Raw genomic sequence first — 16,312 nt, 5'->3', positions numbered from 1 at the left:
AAAATCAACAATCTGACTAACAGCAATTCACATCCAAATCACACCATATAACCACAAAGACCAAGACCTCCTTTACTTTGATATACAACCAATTAGCTAAATCCCTCTTAAAAGAGTGGTTAAAAATAGATAGAATAAGTATATTTGCTTTTTGAAAATCAAAAATATGGACTCAATTTTAGATTCAAATATACAGCCAAAAGCTAAACCGAAATGGTTACGTGTAAAATTGCCTACTGGTAAAAAATATACAGAATTAAGAGGTTTAGTTGACAAATATAAACTTCACACAATCTGTACATCAGGTAGTTGTCCTAACATGGGAGAATGTTGGGGTGAAGGAACCGCTACATTCATGATTTTAGGTAACATCTGTACGCGTTCTTGTGGATTCTGTGGTGTAAAAACAGGACGACCAGAAACAGTGGACTGGGATGAACCTGAAAAAGTAGCTCGCTCTATCAAATTAATGAAGATTAAACACGCAGTAATCACAAGTGTTGACCGAGATGATTTAAAAGATGGAGGTTCTATCATTTGGGCAGAAACTGTAGATGCTGTACGCCGTATAAGTCCTGGAACAACAATGGAAACATTAATTCCAGACTTCCAAGGAATAGAGACAAACATAGATCGCATCATTGCAGTAGCTCCTGAAATTGTCTCTCACAATATGGAAACAGTACGTCGATTAACACGTGAAGTGCGCATACAAGCTAAATACGAGAGAAGTTTAGAAGTATTAAAATACTTGAAAGACCAAGGAATCAACAGAACTAAATCAGGTATCATGTTAGGCCTTGGTGAAACTGAAGAAGAAGTAATCCAAACCATGCATGATTTAAGAGCAGTGAACTTGGATGTACTGACAATCGGTCAATACTTACAACCAAGTAAAAAGCACCTACCTGTAAAAGAGTTTATCACTCCCGAACAGTTCAAAAAGTATGAGGAGATAGGTTTGGAATTAGGATTCAGACACGTAGAAAGTGGAGCCTTAGTTCGTTCTTCATATAGAGCACAAAAACACCTTTTATAACAATAAAGAAACAGGTCGCTTAGTAAGCGACCTTCTTGTTTAATAGTTTATGAATAAAATACGCATAGCGATTAATGGTTTTGGCCGTATCGGTCGTAACCTTTTCAAACTACTCCTTAGTCATCCCCAAATTGAAGTTGTTGCTATTAATGATTTAGCGGATACGCAAACAATGGCTCACTTACTTAAATACGATAGTATTCACGGGATTCTACCAAATCAAATTACCCATGATCAAGATCACATTTATGTAGATGGACGCAAGATCTTTTTCTTTAGACAAAGTGAAATCCAACAAATCAATTGGAAACACCTTGATATAGACTACGTTGTTGAGTCTACAGGTAAGAGAAAAACATATGATGCTCTACAGCAGCACATCGAACAAGGAGCTAAGCGAGTAATCCTATCTGTTCCTCCAGAAGACAATACCATAAAAACAATTGTACTGGGTGTGAATCAAGATATACTTACAGGAGAAGAATTAATCATCTCCAATGCCAGTTGTACTACAAATAATGCAGCGCCAATGGTGAAGGTTATCAAGGAATTGTGTGGTATAGAACAAGCGTATATCACGACTGTTCACTCTTATACAACAGATCAAAGCTTACACGACCAACCTCACAAAGATTTACGCAGGGCAAGAGGTGCTGCCCAATCAATTGTTCCTACGACCACTGGAGCAGCTAAGGCATTAACTAAAATATTCCCTGAATACGAAGGTAAAATCGGCGGTGGAGGTATTCGCGTTCCCGTTCCTGATGGCTCTTTGACAGATATAACTTGTTATGTCAAAAGAGAAGTTACCATCGAAGAAATAAATCAAGCATTCAAATCAGCAGCAGAAACACATTTAAAAGGAATATTAGACTATACTTCTGATCCCATTGTGTCAGTTGATATCATAGGCAACCCACATTCTTGCCTGTTTGACTCACAGCTCACATCTGTACTCGACAAGATGGTTAAAGTAGTGGGATGGTATGACAATGAAATCGGCTATTCCTCGCGATTGATTGATTTGATTCTATATGTAGATTCCATAAAAAAATAATATTACGAAGCAGTTTGTTTACTGAAGTCCACATGATGACATAAAGCAAACTGCTTTTCTTTTTTACTTTTTTATTTTGACACTTCCACTGAGATAAAGGTCCTCCCTATTTCATTGTCTCCCAAATGTAAATATTTTGTCTAAGTATACTAGTGCGAAGTGCAAGTAAACATCCCCTTAAAGGTTTTGCTTTTCTTAAATAGTAGTTATCTACTTCTCATGTAGACATATATTCACTTATCAAACGGCAATAAAAACATCTACTTCTGCATCACTTGCATTAGAAGCCTTATCACCATATACTTCGTAATCGTGTGTAAACCTTCTCGCTAAGTCTTGATTCCAAATTTCCACCCACTTTTGAATAACAACACCCTTTGTTAAATCACCTTTAGCTGTAAACTTTAAGTAAGTTCCCCCCTCGACAGCTATCCCTGTCATACCTCTTGGAATCTGGGCTAAACTTGAAACCTTACATCCCAACAAAGTCGTATAAGGCAATGTGTGATCACCTTCGTACTCTGTATACATCGAAATAATCTCATTACTTAATTTAGAGGGAATTTGTTCTATTGTATTTTCGTTAATAAATCGCTGCCATAGCATGGGAATATCATTAGCAGCTTGATTATTCATATTAGAGGTTCGCACGGTAATACCAATGATATAAAATGGCTTTACTTCAATTGTTTTCATTCTAATTATCTTTTTTTAATTCTTCCACAAAAATAATACTACAGAATGTCAACAGTATGTCAGGGGTAAAACACAAATGAAAAAAATTCACTCTCTATAATACACATCAGCATACAAAAAATGAAAAAAAAATTAGCACACAGTAATTAAATAGCCTTAAAAAATCAAAGTAACTACCATAGGCGACACTACTGGATACGAAAAAATCTAAGGAACACACTTACCTAAAAGAAAGAAGAAAAACAAGCTATGCGTTCTTGACCTCCTCTACACTATTGCGATACTTTTGACGACAGCTTTCTATATATTCTTGTAAAGTTAAATCATGAGGTTCAAAACACTTCAAAGACACGTGCATCCTTTCAATACGATCTAATCTAAAAGCTCTAAACTCACTGCGAAGGCGACAAAAGGCAATTAAAATCCAATTCTCTTGAGTAGTGTACAAAGCAAATGGTTCAATCTCTCTCTCGGTTCTCTTATTATCCAAAGAGAGATACGCAATTTCAACTACCTGATAATTAACCATAGCTGATTGCAACCTCACAAGCAAATCACTCGAATTTCTTTCTGTGGAATTTGGTCTTACTTGTATGCGATCACACAACAACTCCATTTTCTCCTTTTGGCTAAAACGCATCACAGCTTTTAACTTTTCAACAGCGCTGCAATACTGTTGAACAAGAGAGCTATCGCTATTCTGTCCGATAAGTTGTTCTACTGTAATCAAAGCGTTAGCCTCCTCTTGAGAGAACATAATAGGCGGTAGAGAATAACCTTCCATAATAGAATACCCTTTGCCTTCTTCAGTAACAATAGGAACACCTGAATCCTCAAGAGCTCGTATATCGCGATACACAGTGCGAACACTTACATTGTGTTTGGCAGCAATTTCACTTGCAGTCACTAATCGCTTAGACTGCAATTGCACTAAAATTGCAGACAGCCTATTCAACCGGGGGATAGATTCGGACATTTATAGCATAATTTGTAATACTCACAAAGATACAAAGAAGATCAAAATTTGGTTTGCATACAAAAGTTTGTACCTATGTAGAGACCTCAAGTTATTCTTTTAACAAGATTTTCATTTTTATTTCCCTTTTGTAATAACGTAAATCATATTAGGAGTTTAACCCAGGTTACACAATAGACATCTGAACAAAAAACAATCACACAAAATAGCGCTGAATTACTGAGTAAAGTATACCATAGTATGGTTTTAGAACTAATAAAAGAGATATGAAGTAAAATTGCTTTGTAGTATTTGGCTAATGTAGCATCTACGGTTAAATAGTTGAACAAAAAATAGTACTTTCCTTGGACTTTCTTGCCCTTTTCTTGCGGTATCCTTGCAGTTTTACTGCCAAAAAGGGGTGTTTCTCGAAGAAAACCCCTAGCATCCCCCAAGAAACCCCCAAGAAAGTACCAACCATATTGCAGTCATTTCCCTCATAACAAAAAACTATAGATAATTATCTTATTGTAAAAAGCTAAAGAAATGTGCTTGATTTCAGCATACAGACAATTGAGAACATTCGCTTATTCAAGTTGATATAGAGGTTGCCTTCGAATTCACCTAAAAGGTGCATATTAAAACACTATTCTAAGGAAGTGCGTAACCTATGCTTTAGTATTTCGCTATAATTTATTATCCCCTCTTAATAAGAGACTACACTTTTCCAGAAATTCTTTAACCTTGAATCACCTTTACGCAATCTTAGGACATAGAAGTAAATACAATAAAAAATCCTCTTTGTTTTGACAACAAAGAGGATTGCTATTTTCAAATCTACTCTAATAAATAGATAATCTTATTTTTTCTCGTTTAGCTTAGCTGAGAAATCCATAGAGATAGCTACTTTTTCAATTTGTAACTTACCTGCCATAGTCTCTAAGATAATCGTAGTTTCTTGGATCTCACCAATTCTTCCGTGAATACCAGATTTAGTTACTACTCTATCCCCAACTTTTAATGCTGCTTCAAAAGCTTTTTCTTGTTTTACTTTTTTCTGTTGCGGTCTAATCATTAAGAAATAGATCACTGCAAACATTAAGATAATGGGTAAAAAACTTGTCATTCCTTCCATGTCCTATATTTTTCGAATTTATAATTACTTAATCTCTTGGAGCTACATTAGCCTGAATTGTCAATAATTCAACTACGTTTTCTGTGTTCGTAGTCAATGTAATTGTTTTCTGTTGAAGTCCTTGTTGACTTTGTTGAAAACGCACTTTAATTTTAGAAGTCTCACCAGGTTTAATAGGTGTTTTTTGATATTCAGGTACAGTACAACCACATGAAGCTTCTGCATTGATAATCACTAAATCATCTTCTCCTACGTTTGTAAGTTCAAATTCAGTGTATACAGCATCGTTATTTTTCACATTTCCAAAGTCGTGAGATAATCTATCAAATTTAACTTTAGGAAATTTAGTATTCTTAACTTGAGATTCTACTTTGTTGGCGTTTTCTACGTCAATTCTTTTAGTAGCATCTTCCTTTTTACCGTCACAAGCAACCGCAAACAAGGCTACTGTACAGATTAACAACAAGCTTTTCTTCATTTTTTATTGTATTTTAATTTAAAGTAATCCTTTTCCTACTTTGTTTAGTCTTCCTTCTTCAGCATAAGCTTTAGAAATACCGTCTAATACTCCGTTGATAAAAATACTACTTTTTGGCGTAGAATACTCTTTTGCAATCTCTAAATATTCATTAATTGTCACTTTAACAGGTATACTATTAAATTTTAACATTTCACAAATCGCCATACGCAAGATAATTGTATCTATCTCCGCGATACGATCAGCATCCCAGTTAGGAGTTTTGTCTTCAAACTCTCTAAATAATTCTTGAAAGTTCAAAATTGTCTTTCTGTACAAATTAGTTGCAAAATCAGCATCTTCTTCGTCTTTGAAAATCTTTGGAACAAATACTTGGGTATCTCTTTCCTTTAATTTCTTCAATTGCTTTTGAATCAAAGTATTAATCACAGGTAAATCATCTAACCAAGTTAATTTATAATCTTCAAAGAAAGAATATATTTTTTCGTTGGGAGCAATGATTTCAGTGAAAATATCCACCACAAAATCGCGGTCATCTTCAAATGTCACTGAAGACTTAGCCATATATGATTTGTAGATATCACTTTCCTTGATTTCCTCAAGTAACATAGTGATATAGTTGTCATATACTGACCACTGCGTTAACTTCTTCTCCTCCAACTTAGAGGTAATAGATATAGAGTTCTCTAATAAAAGAAGTACGCTATTTTCGATAAGTCTTTTGTTTGGATTGCGTTCTGCAGATGTAGCTAAATGTTTTTTCTGTGCTATAGAGATATATTCTTCCTCTTTCTTGCGAACCTCTACTAAGGTCGTTAACACTAACAAGTATAAATCTTGTACGTCTTCTATACTATTGTTTAGAAACTTCTCTCCTACTTGGATATTTTCAGAGTTACTTTGTTGCATCATATAAAGTGATTGCATAACCTTTATACGAATGTGTCTTCTGTTTAACATGCTACTTAAGAACTTTTTATAAATTTGTTGTTGTTTTCTTATAACAGCGCAAAGGTAGTAAAATATACTTTTAATCAAACAAGAAAGATGCGATGAGTTATTTTTTAACGATATTTTTAGTAAATTATTAAATCTCTTAAATTCTATCTATTCTATAATACGCTATCTTTGCCTTTTGCATGGTCAAAACAAACAAATTACAAAGTGTTTAATAGTTGAGAATATCAAAAAGAGGAAAAAACGAAACAACAGTGTATTTCCTTGATTTTCAAATCCTAAAACACTTGTCAAAACAAGAATAGCAATAGTTATTTCTTGTTAATTATAACCACAAACAACAAGCCTTATCAAACCAATGAGTGCATTAAGTCATCTAAATAAATATTTTTACAAATATAAATCGCGTTTTATTATAGGTGTTACAATTACTATTGTAGCACAGATATTCACCTTATATACTCCTAAACTTGTTGGGGACTCCATTCGTACACTTGAGCAAATCGATGCCCTACACAAAGAGACGGTCATTAAACTATTGGGACAAAATATCTTCTGGATTTTAGTCACAACCCTCATTGCAGGTTTTTTAACTTTCTTGATGAGACAGACCTTAATCGTCATGTCTCGTCACATCGAATTTGATTTAAAAAACGAAGTATTCAAGCACTACGAAATACTCACCCAATCCTTCTACAAACAGAATAGAACCGGTGATTTAATGAATCGTATCAGTGAAGATGTAGGAAAAGTTAGACAATATGCAGGTCCCGCAGTGATGTATTCTATCAATACACTGATCAGGTTTGCGGTTGTATTAACTCAGATGTATTTAATCTCACCTCAATTGACTTTTTATTCGCTGTTGCCATTGCCTCTTTTAGGTTACTTTATCTTTAAACTAAGTAGACAGATTAACGAAAGAAGTTCTATATTTCAGGCAAACCTATCTCAATTATCCTCTTTCACACAAGAGATTTTCTCTGGAATAAGGGTAATTAAAGCGTATGCTATTGAAGGAGAAAAACAAGAGGACTTTAAAAAACTAACCCAAGAGAGTAAAGAAAAAAATCTAAAACTTGCCAAGACAGGTTCGCTCATTGGCCCGCTTATGATTTTTTTAATCGGATTGAGTAACTTAGTTGTAATCTCCATAGGAGCTATCATGTATTTTAATGGACAGATTCCCGATATCGGAATCATTGCCCAGTTTATACTATACATCAATATGCTTACTTGGCCTGTTGCATCACTGGGATGGGTATCCACGATGATACAAGAAGCAGAAGCCTCGCAAAAACGCATTAATGAATTTTTAGATATTAAACCTGAAATCTACAATACAGCAAAGGAGCATACTCCTATTGATGGAAAAATTGAATTTCAAAATGTATCTTTTACTTACGATGACACAGGTATAAAAGCCTTAGACAATGTATCTTTTACATTAGAAAAGGGCGAAACACTCGCTATATTAGGTAAAACTGGTTCAGGAAAATCAACTATTTTATCCCTAATTGCAAGATTATACGATATTGAAGATGGCAAAATACTCATTGACAACAATCCTATAAAAGATTGTCACTTAAATGATTTGCGACAATCTATTGCTTTTGTGCCCCAAGATGCTTTTCTGTTCTCTGACACAATCAGCAATAATATAAGATTTGGAAAAGAAGATGCAACAGAACAGGAAATTATAGAAGTGGCAAAAAAAGCCGCTGTTCACGAGAATATCATCTCTTTTGACAAAGGTTACAATACCGTGTTAGGAGAAAGGGGATTAACTCTTTCTGGGGGGCAAAAACAACGCGTATCGATAGCGCGCGCACTGATAAAAGAGTCACCTATACTCATCTTAGATGATTCACTCTCAGCCGTAGATACAGAAACGGAAGAAAATATCCTAAAGAGCTTAGAAAAACACAGTAAAAACATAACGACTTTAATCGTTACGCATCGTATTTCATCAGCTAAAAACGCAGATAAAATAATCATCCTCGAAAACGGCAAAGTCATAGAGAATGGTACTCACGAAGAATTAATAGCCAAAGAAGGCTATTACAATGAGTTACACCAAAAACAACTCAGCGAAAAAGAATTATTATAAAAAGTTGGTTTATTAAGTTTTTTTTTAGACTTTTGAATACTATATATGAACAAATCAATTAATTGATAAGAAGGAATTATGAGAGATAACGAAATGTTAGAAAAAGAGGAGATTTTCTCTAAAGTACTAAGAGCTGGTAGAAGAACTTATTTCTTTGATGTTAGAGCAACGAAAGCTGAAGACTTTTACATTACAATTACAGAGAGTAAAAAGTTTACAGAAGATGATGGATCATTCCACTTTAAAAAACATAAAATCTACTTATACAAAGAAGATTTTGGTGCCTTTAGAGAAATTTTAGATGAGATGACAAACTATGTTATCGACAAAAAAGGTGAAGAAGTAATTTCAGAAAGACATCAAAAAGATTTCAAAAAAGAATATCAAAAAGATGAAGTAAATTCTTTCACGGATGTAAGTTTTGATGATATTTAATGATATTAAAACTAAAAATTTAAAGTCTGGTTCAGTTGAATCAGACTTTTTTTATACCTTTGTTTTACAAATATAGGCAATGATGTCTGCCTCGAACCGCTTAAATATGCTGATGACGTCTATTAAAAAAACAGTATAACTACTATTTAATAGGCTATGGCATATCATTTTTTAACTACCTTAAAAGCGGGATTATCTAAAAAAAACATTGTAATTTACTTTGTAAAGTGGACCATACTAAGTGCGGTAATAGGTTCTTTCATAGGAACTACATCAGCTTTATTCCTCTATCTTCTCGAACACATCACTGAATTTAGATCACACCATATCTACTTGCTCTATTTTCTACCCATAGCTGGTTTTTTAATAGGCTTGCTCTATTACTATTATGCAGGTAGAGCTAATAAGGGCAACAATCTCTTGATAGATGAATATTATACACCAAAGGCTATCATTCCCTTCAAAATGGCTCCTTTAGTGCTTTTAGGTACACTAGTCACTCACTTGTTTGGAGGGTCTGCTGGTAGAGAAGGCACAGCTATACAAATGGGAGGAGCTATTGCTGATCAATTTTCAAGGCTATTTTCCTTGTTTAGCATCGATCGAAAAACAATCCTCCTCATTGGGGTAAGTGCAGGTTTTGCTTCAGTTTTCGGTACTCCTATAGCTGGAACCCTATTTGCCTTAGAACTCATGCTTGTAGGTAGAGTAAAATACAAATATGTCTATCCTGTCTTATTATCTGCTGTAATTGCACACATTATATGCCTACAATGGGGCATCACCCATACAGCATATAAACAAAACACTACGCTCCCTTTTGACCTATTATCTATAGCTAAAGTAAGCTTAACGGGAGTTGCCTTCGGTCTTGCAGCAATAATCTTCATAAAACTTACAGATTTCTGTAACAAAACATTAACTAAACATATAGTCTATCCTCCACTTAGACCCTTGATAGGTGGTACAATATTTGTTTTACTTATATTGATTATCGGAGATTTCAAATATTTGGGATTAGGTGTACCGACAATAGAAGAATCTTTTTTTGTGCAACAAAGTGCAGAAGTGTTTTTGCTAAAGATAGTCTTTACAGCCATTACGCTTGGTGCAGGATTTAAAGGAGGTGAAGTAACGCCTTTGTTTTTCATTGGAGCTACATTGGGAAGTTTTCTTTCTATCTATTTAAATATACCAGTGGATATCTTGGCAGCTATTGGTTTTGTAGCTGTTTTTGCAGGGGCAACCAAGACACCATGGGCTTGTACACTTATGGCAATCGAACTGTTTGGAATTGAGAATGCGCTCTACTTTGCATTGGCGTGTTACATTGCTTATCAAGTTTCGGGTAGACAAAGTATCTATAAGTCGCAAAAGTGGCCTTAGAAAAACACCAATATCTAATAACAAATTAGAGTATTCTTCGTAATCAAATATCATATTACCAAATAATTATATAATAAAAAGATAAAAATTATGAATTTGATATTTTTACCTGTTTTCACTAACAAAATAATAATTACAAAAACTCGGTAAATTCAAAATCTTTGCTACCTTTGCGACGATTTACACTTAATTAATTGATTGATTTGACTATAACAAATCAATGATTATTTGAGTGAAAATTTAAACTAATAACCGTAATAACATTTACAAACTAAACAACAATTAGATTGCATTAAATTCTATTTTATGTTTCACAAAAAATTCCTAAACAGATTTACTTTTGGACAATTGACAATTGCATGTGTGGTACTATACTTAGCATATTCTATTCTCTCTTTAGTCCTTAATCCAAATTCAATAGCGGCTATTGTTAACACAGTAATTTCTGGATTCTTAGCAATCCTTACAATTATTGATTTGAAGCAGACAAAACATACGATACGTAAAAACTATCCTATATTCGCTCGTTTTAGATATATGTTCGAATCTATTCGTCCTGAAATGAGACAATATTTCTGGGAAGGTGAGTTAGATGGAAGACCATTTAATAGACGTGAACGTTCTATCGTTTACCAAAGAGCGAAAAACGAGAAACAAACTGTTTCTTTTGGTATGCAAGATGATCCAAATAGAATTGGTTATGAGTGGGCATCTCACTCTGTATATCCAAAAAGAGTAAACGACACTAACTTTAGAGTGACTATCGGAAGCGATTTATGTTCACAACCGTATAGTGCAAGTATATATAATATTAGTGCGATGAGTTATGGTGCTTTAAGTAAAAGAGCGATTACAGCTTTGAACGAGGGTGCTAAAATTGGAGGATTTGCTCATAACACAGGAGAAGGAGGTATTAGTCAATACCACCGTTCAGGAGGAGATCTAATTTGGCAAATCGGTACAGGATACTTTGGTTGTCGTAATGAAAAGGGATTCTTTGATGATGCTTTATTTGAAGAACGTGCAAACTACCCTGAAGTAAAAATGATTGAGATTAAATTATCTCAAGGTGCTAAACCAGGTCATGGTGGATTGTTACCAGCTGAAAAAAATACAGAAGAAATTGCTAAGATCAGAAGTATTGTACCTCACACAACAGTACACTCTCCTTCAGGTCACACTGCATTCTCTAATCCAACTGAATTAATTCAATTCATTGCTAAATTGAGAAAGTTAGCAAATGGTAAACCAGTTGGTTTCAAAATATGTATTGGTAGAAAAGATGAATTTACAGCTATAGTAAAAGCAATGGTTGAAACAGGAATCCACCCAGACTTTATCACTGTTGATGGTGCTGAAGGAGGTACTGGAGCTGCTCCACTTGAATTCATTGACTATATGGGTATGGCGCTAAACGATGCTTTAGTGTTTGCTAATAAAACTTTAATCGAAAGTGGATTAAGAGATAAAATTAGAATCTTAGCATCAGGACGCATCATCTCTGCGTTTGACATTGCAAAAGCAATGGCATTAGGTGCAGATGCTTGTTATAGTGCTCGTGGTATGATGTTCGCTTTAGGATGTATCCAAGCTTTACAATGTGATAGTGGTCACTGTCCTGTAGGTATTGCAACACAAGATGAGCAATTGTACTCTGCTTTGAATGTAACTGACAAGAGAAAACGCGTTGCTAACTTCCATGCTAATACAATGAAAGCTTTAGGTGAGTTTATTAGTGCATGTGGATATGAAAAACCGGTAGAAATTGACCCAAAAACTTTCCACAAACGCGTTGATCACGGAGTTAATAAGAGTTTCCAAGAGATGTATTTTGGTGAACTAGATACAAGAAAAAAGAGTTAACTAACTTAACCATCAAAATATAAAGACCACAACAATTTGTGGTCTTTTTTTTATAATATACACAGCACCAAAAAGTAATAAACATTGAAAATAAAGCCTAAACACTGGATTACCTTAATAGTTCTATCGCTTGTATGGGGATCTTCATTCATACTGATAAAAAGAGGATTAGAGTATTTCACTCCCATACAAGTTGGAGCCCTGCGAATAACTTTTGCAGGTATCTTCCTATTGCCTATCTCGATTAAGCATATAAAGATAATGCCCAAAAAAACGTTTCATTGGTTATTCTTAACAGCAGTCGTAGGAAGCTTTATTCCGATGTTCTTATTTCCTATTGCTGAAGTACACCTTCACAGTTCTATTGCGGGAATACTAAACGCTTTGATGTCTATTTTCGTCATTGTATTAGGTGCCTTATTCTTTAAGTACAAAACGCATTTAGGTGAAGTCACAGGAGTTGTTCTTTCTTTCATAGGAGTTATCTTACTCTTACAAAGTCCAGAAACAGCGACAGTCGTTCCCAATGAATGGTTCTACCACTTATTGCTGATTATAGCCTCACTTATGTATGCCTATAGTGGATTGTTAACGCAAAAATATATGGGAGATATTCCCCCAATTGTATGGACCGCTTTTATTGAGTTTGTTCTTTTAGTTCCAGCTCTTATCGTGCTAATCAGTACTGGCTTCTTCCAAACAATATGGGATCACCCTGAAGCGATACAAGGAATAGGCTTCGTATTTCTACTGGCTTTCTTCGGAAGTGCGTTGGCAAATATATTTTACTATAAGTTGATAAACGAAACAAATGCAAGCTTTGCTTCATCTGTATCTTTGCTCATGCCTTTAATTGCCTTTGGTTGGGGATTACTGGATGAAGAACACTTAGGTATTATGCAAATTATAGGCGGCGTACTCATTGTAGCAGGACTATACTTTGGTAGAAAAGAAATAAAAATAAAGAAAAGCAAAAGGAAGTTAGTTTAAAACTAACTTCCTTTTGCTTTTATCTAATTAATTATCAAATGGTAAGTTATCTAAATCAACATTACCTCCTGACAATATTATACCTACTTTTTTTCCTTCGAAAAGAGGACGCTCTTTAATTAGAACAGCAAGTGCTACAGCACTACTGGGCTCAACAATAATCTTCATTCTTTCCCAAATCACACGCATAGAAGATACAATCTCATTCTCTCTCACGCGAATAATCTGCTTTACTCCTTCTTTAATTATTGGAAATGTAACATCGCCTAATTGAGTTCTCAAACCATCTGCTATAGTATTTGTAGAACTGTTGCATTGAATAACACCTGATTCGACAGAGCGATAAGCATCATCTGCTTCCAAGGGTTCTCCTCCATAAACTTCAATTCCCGGTTTGCCAAAATTTTGAGCGGCTAAGATAGTTCCTGCCAAAAGTCCACCACCACCTACTGATACAATAATTACATCTAAATCTGGTTGGGACTCCAATAATTCCTTAGCAGAAGTACCTTGTCCTAAGATTACATTAATATCATTTGAGGCATGAATAAAAGTAGCTCCTGTTTCCTCTATCATATGATTGCAAACGCGCTCTCTTGATTCCATAGTCGGAGCACATTCTACAATTTCACCTCCATACATCAAGACTGCATTTCGCTTTACATAGGGAGCATCATGTGGCATGACAATATAACATTTTACATTGAGTTTTTTTGCAGCTAAAGCCAATGCTTGAGCAAAGTTACCAGAAGAATGCGTAATTACACCTTTGCTTCTTTGTTCATCACTTAATTGCAAAATGGCATTGGTTGCACCTCTCATCTTAAAGGCTCCAGCACGCTGAAAGTTCTCACACTTAAAATAAAGGTCATTTCCTAAAAAATGTTCTATATGTCCTGATTCCATAATAGGAGTATGATGAATATACTCCTTTATGCGTTCATGACAATCAATTAATTCTTGTTTCATAGCCTTTAGTCTATTCTATAACAGAAAAAAACTCTCAATCTATGCGATTGAGAGTTATATGTTTATTCTTATTATTTAACATCTACTAATTCAACATCGAATACTAAAGTTGCATGTGGTGGAATAACACCTCCTGCACCATTTTCTCCGTATCCTAAGTAAGAAGGAATTACAAATCTTGCCTTATCTCCTACTTGTAATAACGAAATACCTTCATCCCATCCTTCAATAACATATCCTTGTCCTAAAGGAAATTCGATTGGCTTTTTGCGTTTGTATGAATTATCAAATTCTCTACCATCAGATAACGCTCCTTTATAGTGTACAGAAACAGTTTTACCCTTTTCTGCTTTTTTTCCATCTCCTTTCACAATCATTTGGTAACGCAATCCACTTGTAGTTCTCTCAAACCCTTCAGAAATAGCATCAACAGCAGCATCAGCTTTTTGCTTAGCTTCCACTAATCTTCTTTCACGAGCCCCTTCAAAAACTCTAAAAGCTTCAACTGCATTCCAACTTTTTGCAGCATCACCTTCTCTAATGATTTCGATTGAATCGATAGAGTCACCTTGTGCAATAGCATCTACAACATCTTGTCCTTCTACTACTTTACCGAAAACAGTATGTTTACCATCTAACCATGGTGTTGCAACGTGAGTAATGAAAAATTGAGATCCATTTGTTCCAGGACCTGCATTAGCCATAGATAATACTCCTGGTCCATCATGTCTTAAAGTAGCGTGAAACTCATCATCGAATGTGTATCCTGGACCACCTGTACCTGTACCTTGTGGACAACCACCTTGAATCATGAAGTCTGGAATTACTCTGTGGAATTTCATTCCATCATAGTATGGAGTTCCTTGTGCTTTAGCACTATTTTCTAAATTACCTTCTGCAAGAGCTACAAAGTTCCCAACTGTTCCTGGCGTTAAATCCTCAGTTAATTTCACAAGGATTGTTCCTTTTGTAGTATTAAATTTTGCGTAAATACCGTTTTCCATTACTTTGTTTATTTTTAATTTATAATGCCTTAATAGGCAAAATTATGACTAATTATTCTTTTTGGATACTAAAAATATGATAAAAGATAGTACTGCCAAAAGCATACCTCCTAAGCATACACCTGCCCATCCAAAATACTTCCACAAATATAGACCAAAAGCTGAGCCAAAAGCCGTTCCAAGGAAACTAAATGACATATAGACAGTATTCAAGCGATTTCTCGCTTCTGGCAAAAGTGAATATATACGGGTTTGATTTGACACGTGAATAGTCTGCAACCCTAAGTCAATCAAAATTATACCTATAATAATCCCTACAACTGAACTACTAGATAACATAAAAATGATAAAACTACAAAATGTCATAACTATGCCATATAGAATTAATTTCCTTGCTCCACCAGATCCACCAACTTTACCCACTAAGGGTGCTGCAAATGCTCCACATGCTCCTATCAAACCGAAAGCCCCAATAAGCGCACTATCATAACCAAAAGGCTCGTTGTGCAACAATAAAACCATTGTAGTCCAAAAAACACCAAATTGAGCAAATGCCAAACAAGTAATTAAAGTGGATTCTCTTAAAATAGGTTGCTGTTTAATAAGTGTAAACATTGACGTATAGAGATGACTCACACTACCTTGAAAATTGGGTTTATTGATTGGCAATCTAAACTGAATTGAAATAACAATGAGTAAACTAATCACAGTTGCTATCCAAAACATTCCTCTCCAACCAAGCCATACACCAACAAAACCACTAAGAGTACGAGAAAACAAAATACCAATTAACAATCCACTCACTACCGTACCAATCACTTTCCCTCTCTGTTCGTCAGAAGAAAGACTTGCCGCCATTGGCAAGACTAATTGAGGTACTATAGAAGTTGCTCCAAGGACAAAACTAATGACTTGTAACCAAACAAAATCGGTAATAATAGCTGTCAATGCCAAAGCTATTGTAGCAAAAATAGTGGTAATAGTAATCTGTTTCTTGCGTTCTAACTTGTCCCCCAGAGGAATCATTAAAAACATTCCTATTGCATACCCTGCTTGTGTCAGGTAAGTTAAAGACCCCGCAGTTTCTTCTGTCACTTGGAAATCTTCTGCTATTAGAGGAATTAAAGGCTGACAATAATATAGGTTAGCAACAATTAACCCTGTAATTGCTGCCATAAAAAAAACGTTTGACTTTGATAAACTCATAAATGCAAAAATAAAAATATATCACCTAACAC

Annotated in this window: 15 protein-coding genes and 1 riboswitch; of the genes, 7 read left to right on the top strand and 8 right to left on the bottom strand. The window is 34.8% G+C overall.

Annotation, left to right across the window (positions count from 1 at the left end; all coding sequences use genetic code 11):
• Window positions 1-166: 166 nt before the first annotated feature.
• Both lipA and gap read left to right on the top strand, forming a co-directional pair.
• The gene (lipA, locus tag NWE55_RS11575) at window positions 167-1,039 is read left to right on the top strand and encodes a lipoyl synthase (RefSeq protein WP_155091740.1); all 873 of its coding nucleotides are present in this window, start codon (window positions 167-169) and stop codon (window positions 1,037-1,039) included.
• A 49-nt stretch (window positions 1,040-1,088) separates the two neighbouring features.
• Window positions 1,089-2,096, top strand: coding sequence for a type I glyceraldehyde-3-phosphate dehydrogenase (gene gap, locus NWE55_RS11570; protein ID WP_155091741.1), 1,008 nt, complete (start codon window positions 1,089-1,091; stop codon window positions 2,094-2,096).
• A gap of 240 nt (window positions 2,097-2,336) precedes the next feature.
• Here gap and NWE55_RS11565 read toward each other — a convergent pair whose 3' ends face one another.
• From NWE55_RS11565 to nusB, 5 genes are all read right to left on the bottom strand, one after another.
• Window positions 2,337-2,792 carry a GyrI-like domain-containing protein gene (locus tag NWE55_RS11565; protein ID WP_258204074.1) on the bottom strand — a complete coding sequence of 152 codons (456 nt, stop codon included), beginning with the start codon at window positions 2,790-2,792 and terminating at the stop codon, window positions 2,337-2,339.
• A 247-nt stretch (window positions 2,793-3,039) separates the two neighbouring features.
• Window positions 3,040-3,768, bottom strand: coding sequence for a helix-turn-helix transcriptional regulator (locus NWE55_RS11560; RefSeq protein WP_258204073.1), 729 nt, complete (start codon window positions 3,766-3,768; stop codon window positions 3,040-3,042).
• Window positions 3,769-4,606: 838 nt separating this feature from the next.
• On the bottom strand, window positions 4,607-4,882 hold the full coding sequence (yajC, locus tag NWE55_RS11555) for a preprotein translocase subunit YajC (RefSeq protein ID WP_155091744.1): 276 nt from the start codon (window positions 4,880-4,882) through the stop codon (window positions 4,607-4,609).
• Between the two features lie 28 nt (window positions 4,883-4,910).
• On the bottom strand, window positions 4,911-5,360 hold the full coding sequence (locus NWE55_RS11550) for a DUF1573 domain-containing protein (protein ID WP_155091745.1): 450 nt from the start codon (window positions 5,358-5,360) through the stop codon (window positions 4,911-4,913).
• Between the two features lie 18 nt (window positions 5,361-5,378).
• Complete coding sequence (nusB, locus tag NWE55_RS11545; RefSeq protein ID WP_155091746.1) at window positions 5,379-6,320, bottom strand: transcription antitermination factor NusB; 942 nt, start codon at window positions 6,318-6,320, stop codon at window positions 5,379-5,381.
• 355 nt (window positions 6,321-6,675) lie between these two features.
• Here nusB and NWE55_RS11540 point away from each other — a divergent pair, with 355 nt between their 5' ends.
• The 5 genes from NWE55_RS11540 to NWE55_RS11520 all read left to right on the top strand — a co-directional run bounded on the left by NWE55_RS11540 (window position 6,676) and on the right by NWE55_RS11520 (window position 13,101).
• Window positions 6,676-8,427 carry an ABC transporter ATP-binding protein gene (locus NWE55_RS11540; RefSeq protein ID WP_155091747.1) on the top strand — a complete coding sequence of 584 codons (1,752 nt, stop codon included), beginning with the start codon at window positions 6,676-6,678 and terminating at the stop codon, window positions 8,425-8,427.
• Window positions 8,428-8,505: 78 nt separating this feature from the next.
• Window positions 8,506-8,862: a PUR family DNA/RNA-binding protein gene (locus NWE55_RS11535; RefSeq protein WP_155091748.1), complete on the top strand. Its 357-nt coding sequence runs from the start codon at window positions 8,506-8,508 to the stop codon at window positions 8,860-8,862.
• A 66-nt stretch (window positions 8,863-8,928) separates the two neighbouring features.
• Window positions 8,929-8,991: riboswitch (Fluoride riboswitch) on the top strand.
• Between the two features lie 27 nt (window positions 8,992-9,018).
• Window positions 9,019-10,248, top strand: coding sequence for a voltage-gated chloride channel family protein (locus tag NWE55_RS11530; protein WP_155091749.1), 1,230 nt, complete (start codon window positions 9,019-9,021; stop codon window positions 10,246-10,248).
• 306 nt (window positions 10,249-10,554) lie between these two features.
• Window positions 10,555-12,111 (top strand): FMN-binding glutamate synthase family protein, encoded by a 1,557-nt coding sequence (locus NWE55_RS11525; RefSeq protein ID WP_155091750.1) that lies wholly within the window; start codon window positions 10,555-10,557, stop codon window positions 12,109-12,111.
• Window positions 12,112-12,195: 84 nt separating this feature from the next.
• Window positions 12,196-13,101, top strand: coding sequence for a DMT family transporter (locus NWE55_RS11520; protein ID WP_155091751.1), 906 nt, complete (start codon window positions 12,196-12,198; stop codon window positions 13,099-13,101).
• A 27-nt stretch (window positions 13,102-13,128) separates the two neighbouring features.
• On the opposite strand, the gene NWE55_RS11515 is transcribed toward NWE55_RS11520, so the two are convergent.
• From NWE55_RS11515 to NWE55_RS11505, 3 genes are all read right to left on the bottom strand, one after another.
• Window positions 13,129-14,070 (bottom strand): pyridoxal-phosphate dependent enzyme, encoded by a 942-nt coding sequence (locus NWE55_RS11515; RefSeq protein WP_155091752.1) that lies wholly within the window; start codon window positions 14,068-14,070, stop codon window positions 13,129-13,131.
• Window positions 14,071-14,141: 71 nt separating this feature from the next.
• Window positions 14,142-15,074, bottom strand: coding sequence for a peptidylprolyl isomerase (locus NWE55_RS11510; RefSeq protein ID WP_155091753.1), 933 nt, complete (start codon window positions 15,072-15,074; stop codon window positions 14,142-14,144).
• Between the two features lie 48 nt (window positions 15,075-15,122).
• Window positions 15,123-16,280, bottom strand: coding sequence for an MFS transporter (locus NWE55_RS11505; RefSeq protein ID WP_258204072.1), 1,158 nt, complete (start codon window positions 16,278-16,280; stop codon window positions 15,123-15,125).
• Window positions 16,281-16,312: the final 32 nt, after the last annotated feature.

The sequence above is a fragment of the Myroides albus genome (assembly GCF_024722315.1).
Lineage (GTDB): Bacteria > Bacteroidota > Bacteroidia > Flavobacteriales > Flavobacteriaceae > Flavobacterium > Flavobacterium album_A.
This window is presented reverse-complemented; position numbering and strand designations above follow the sequence as displayed.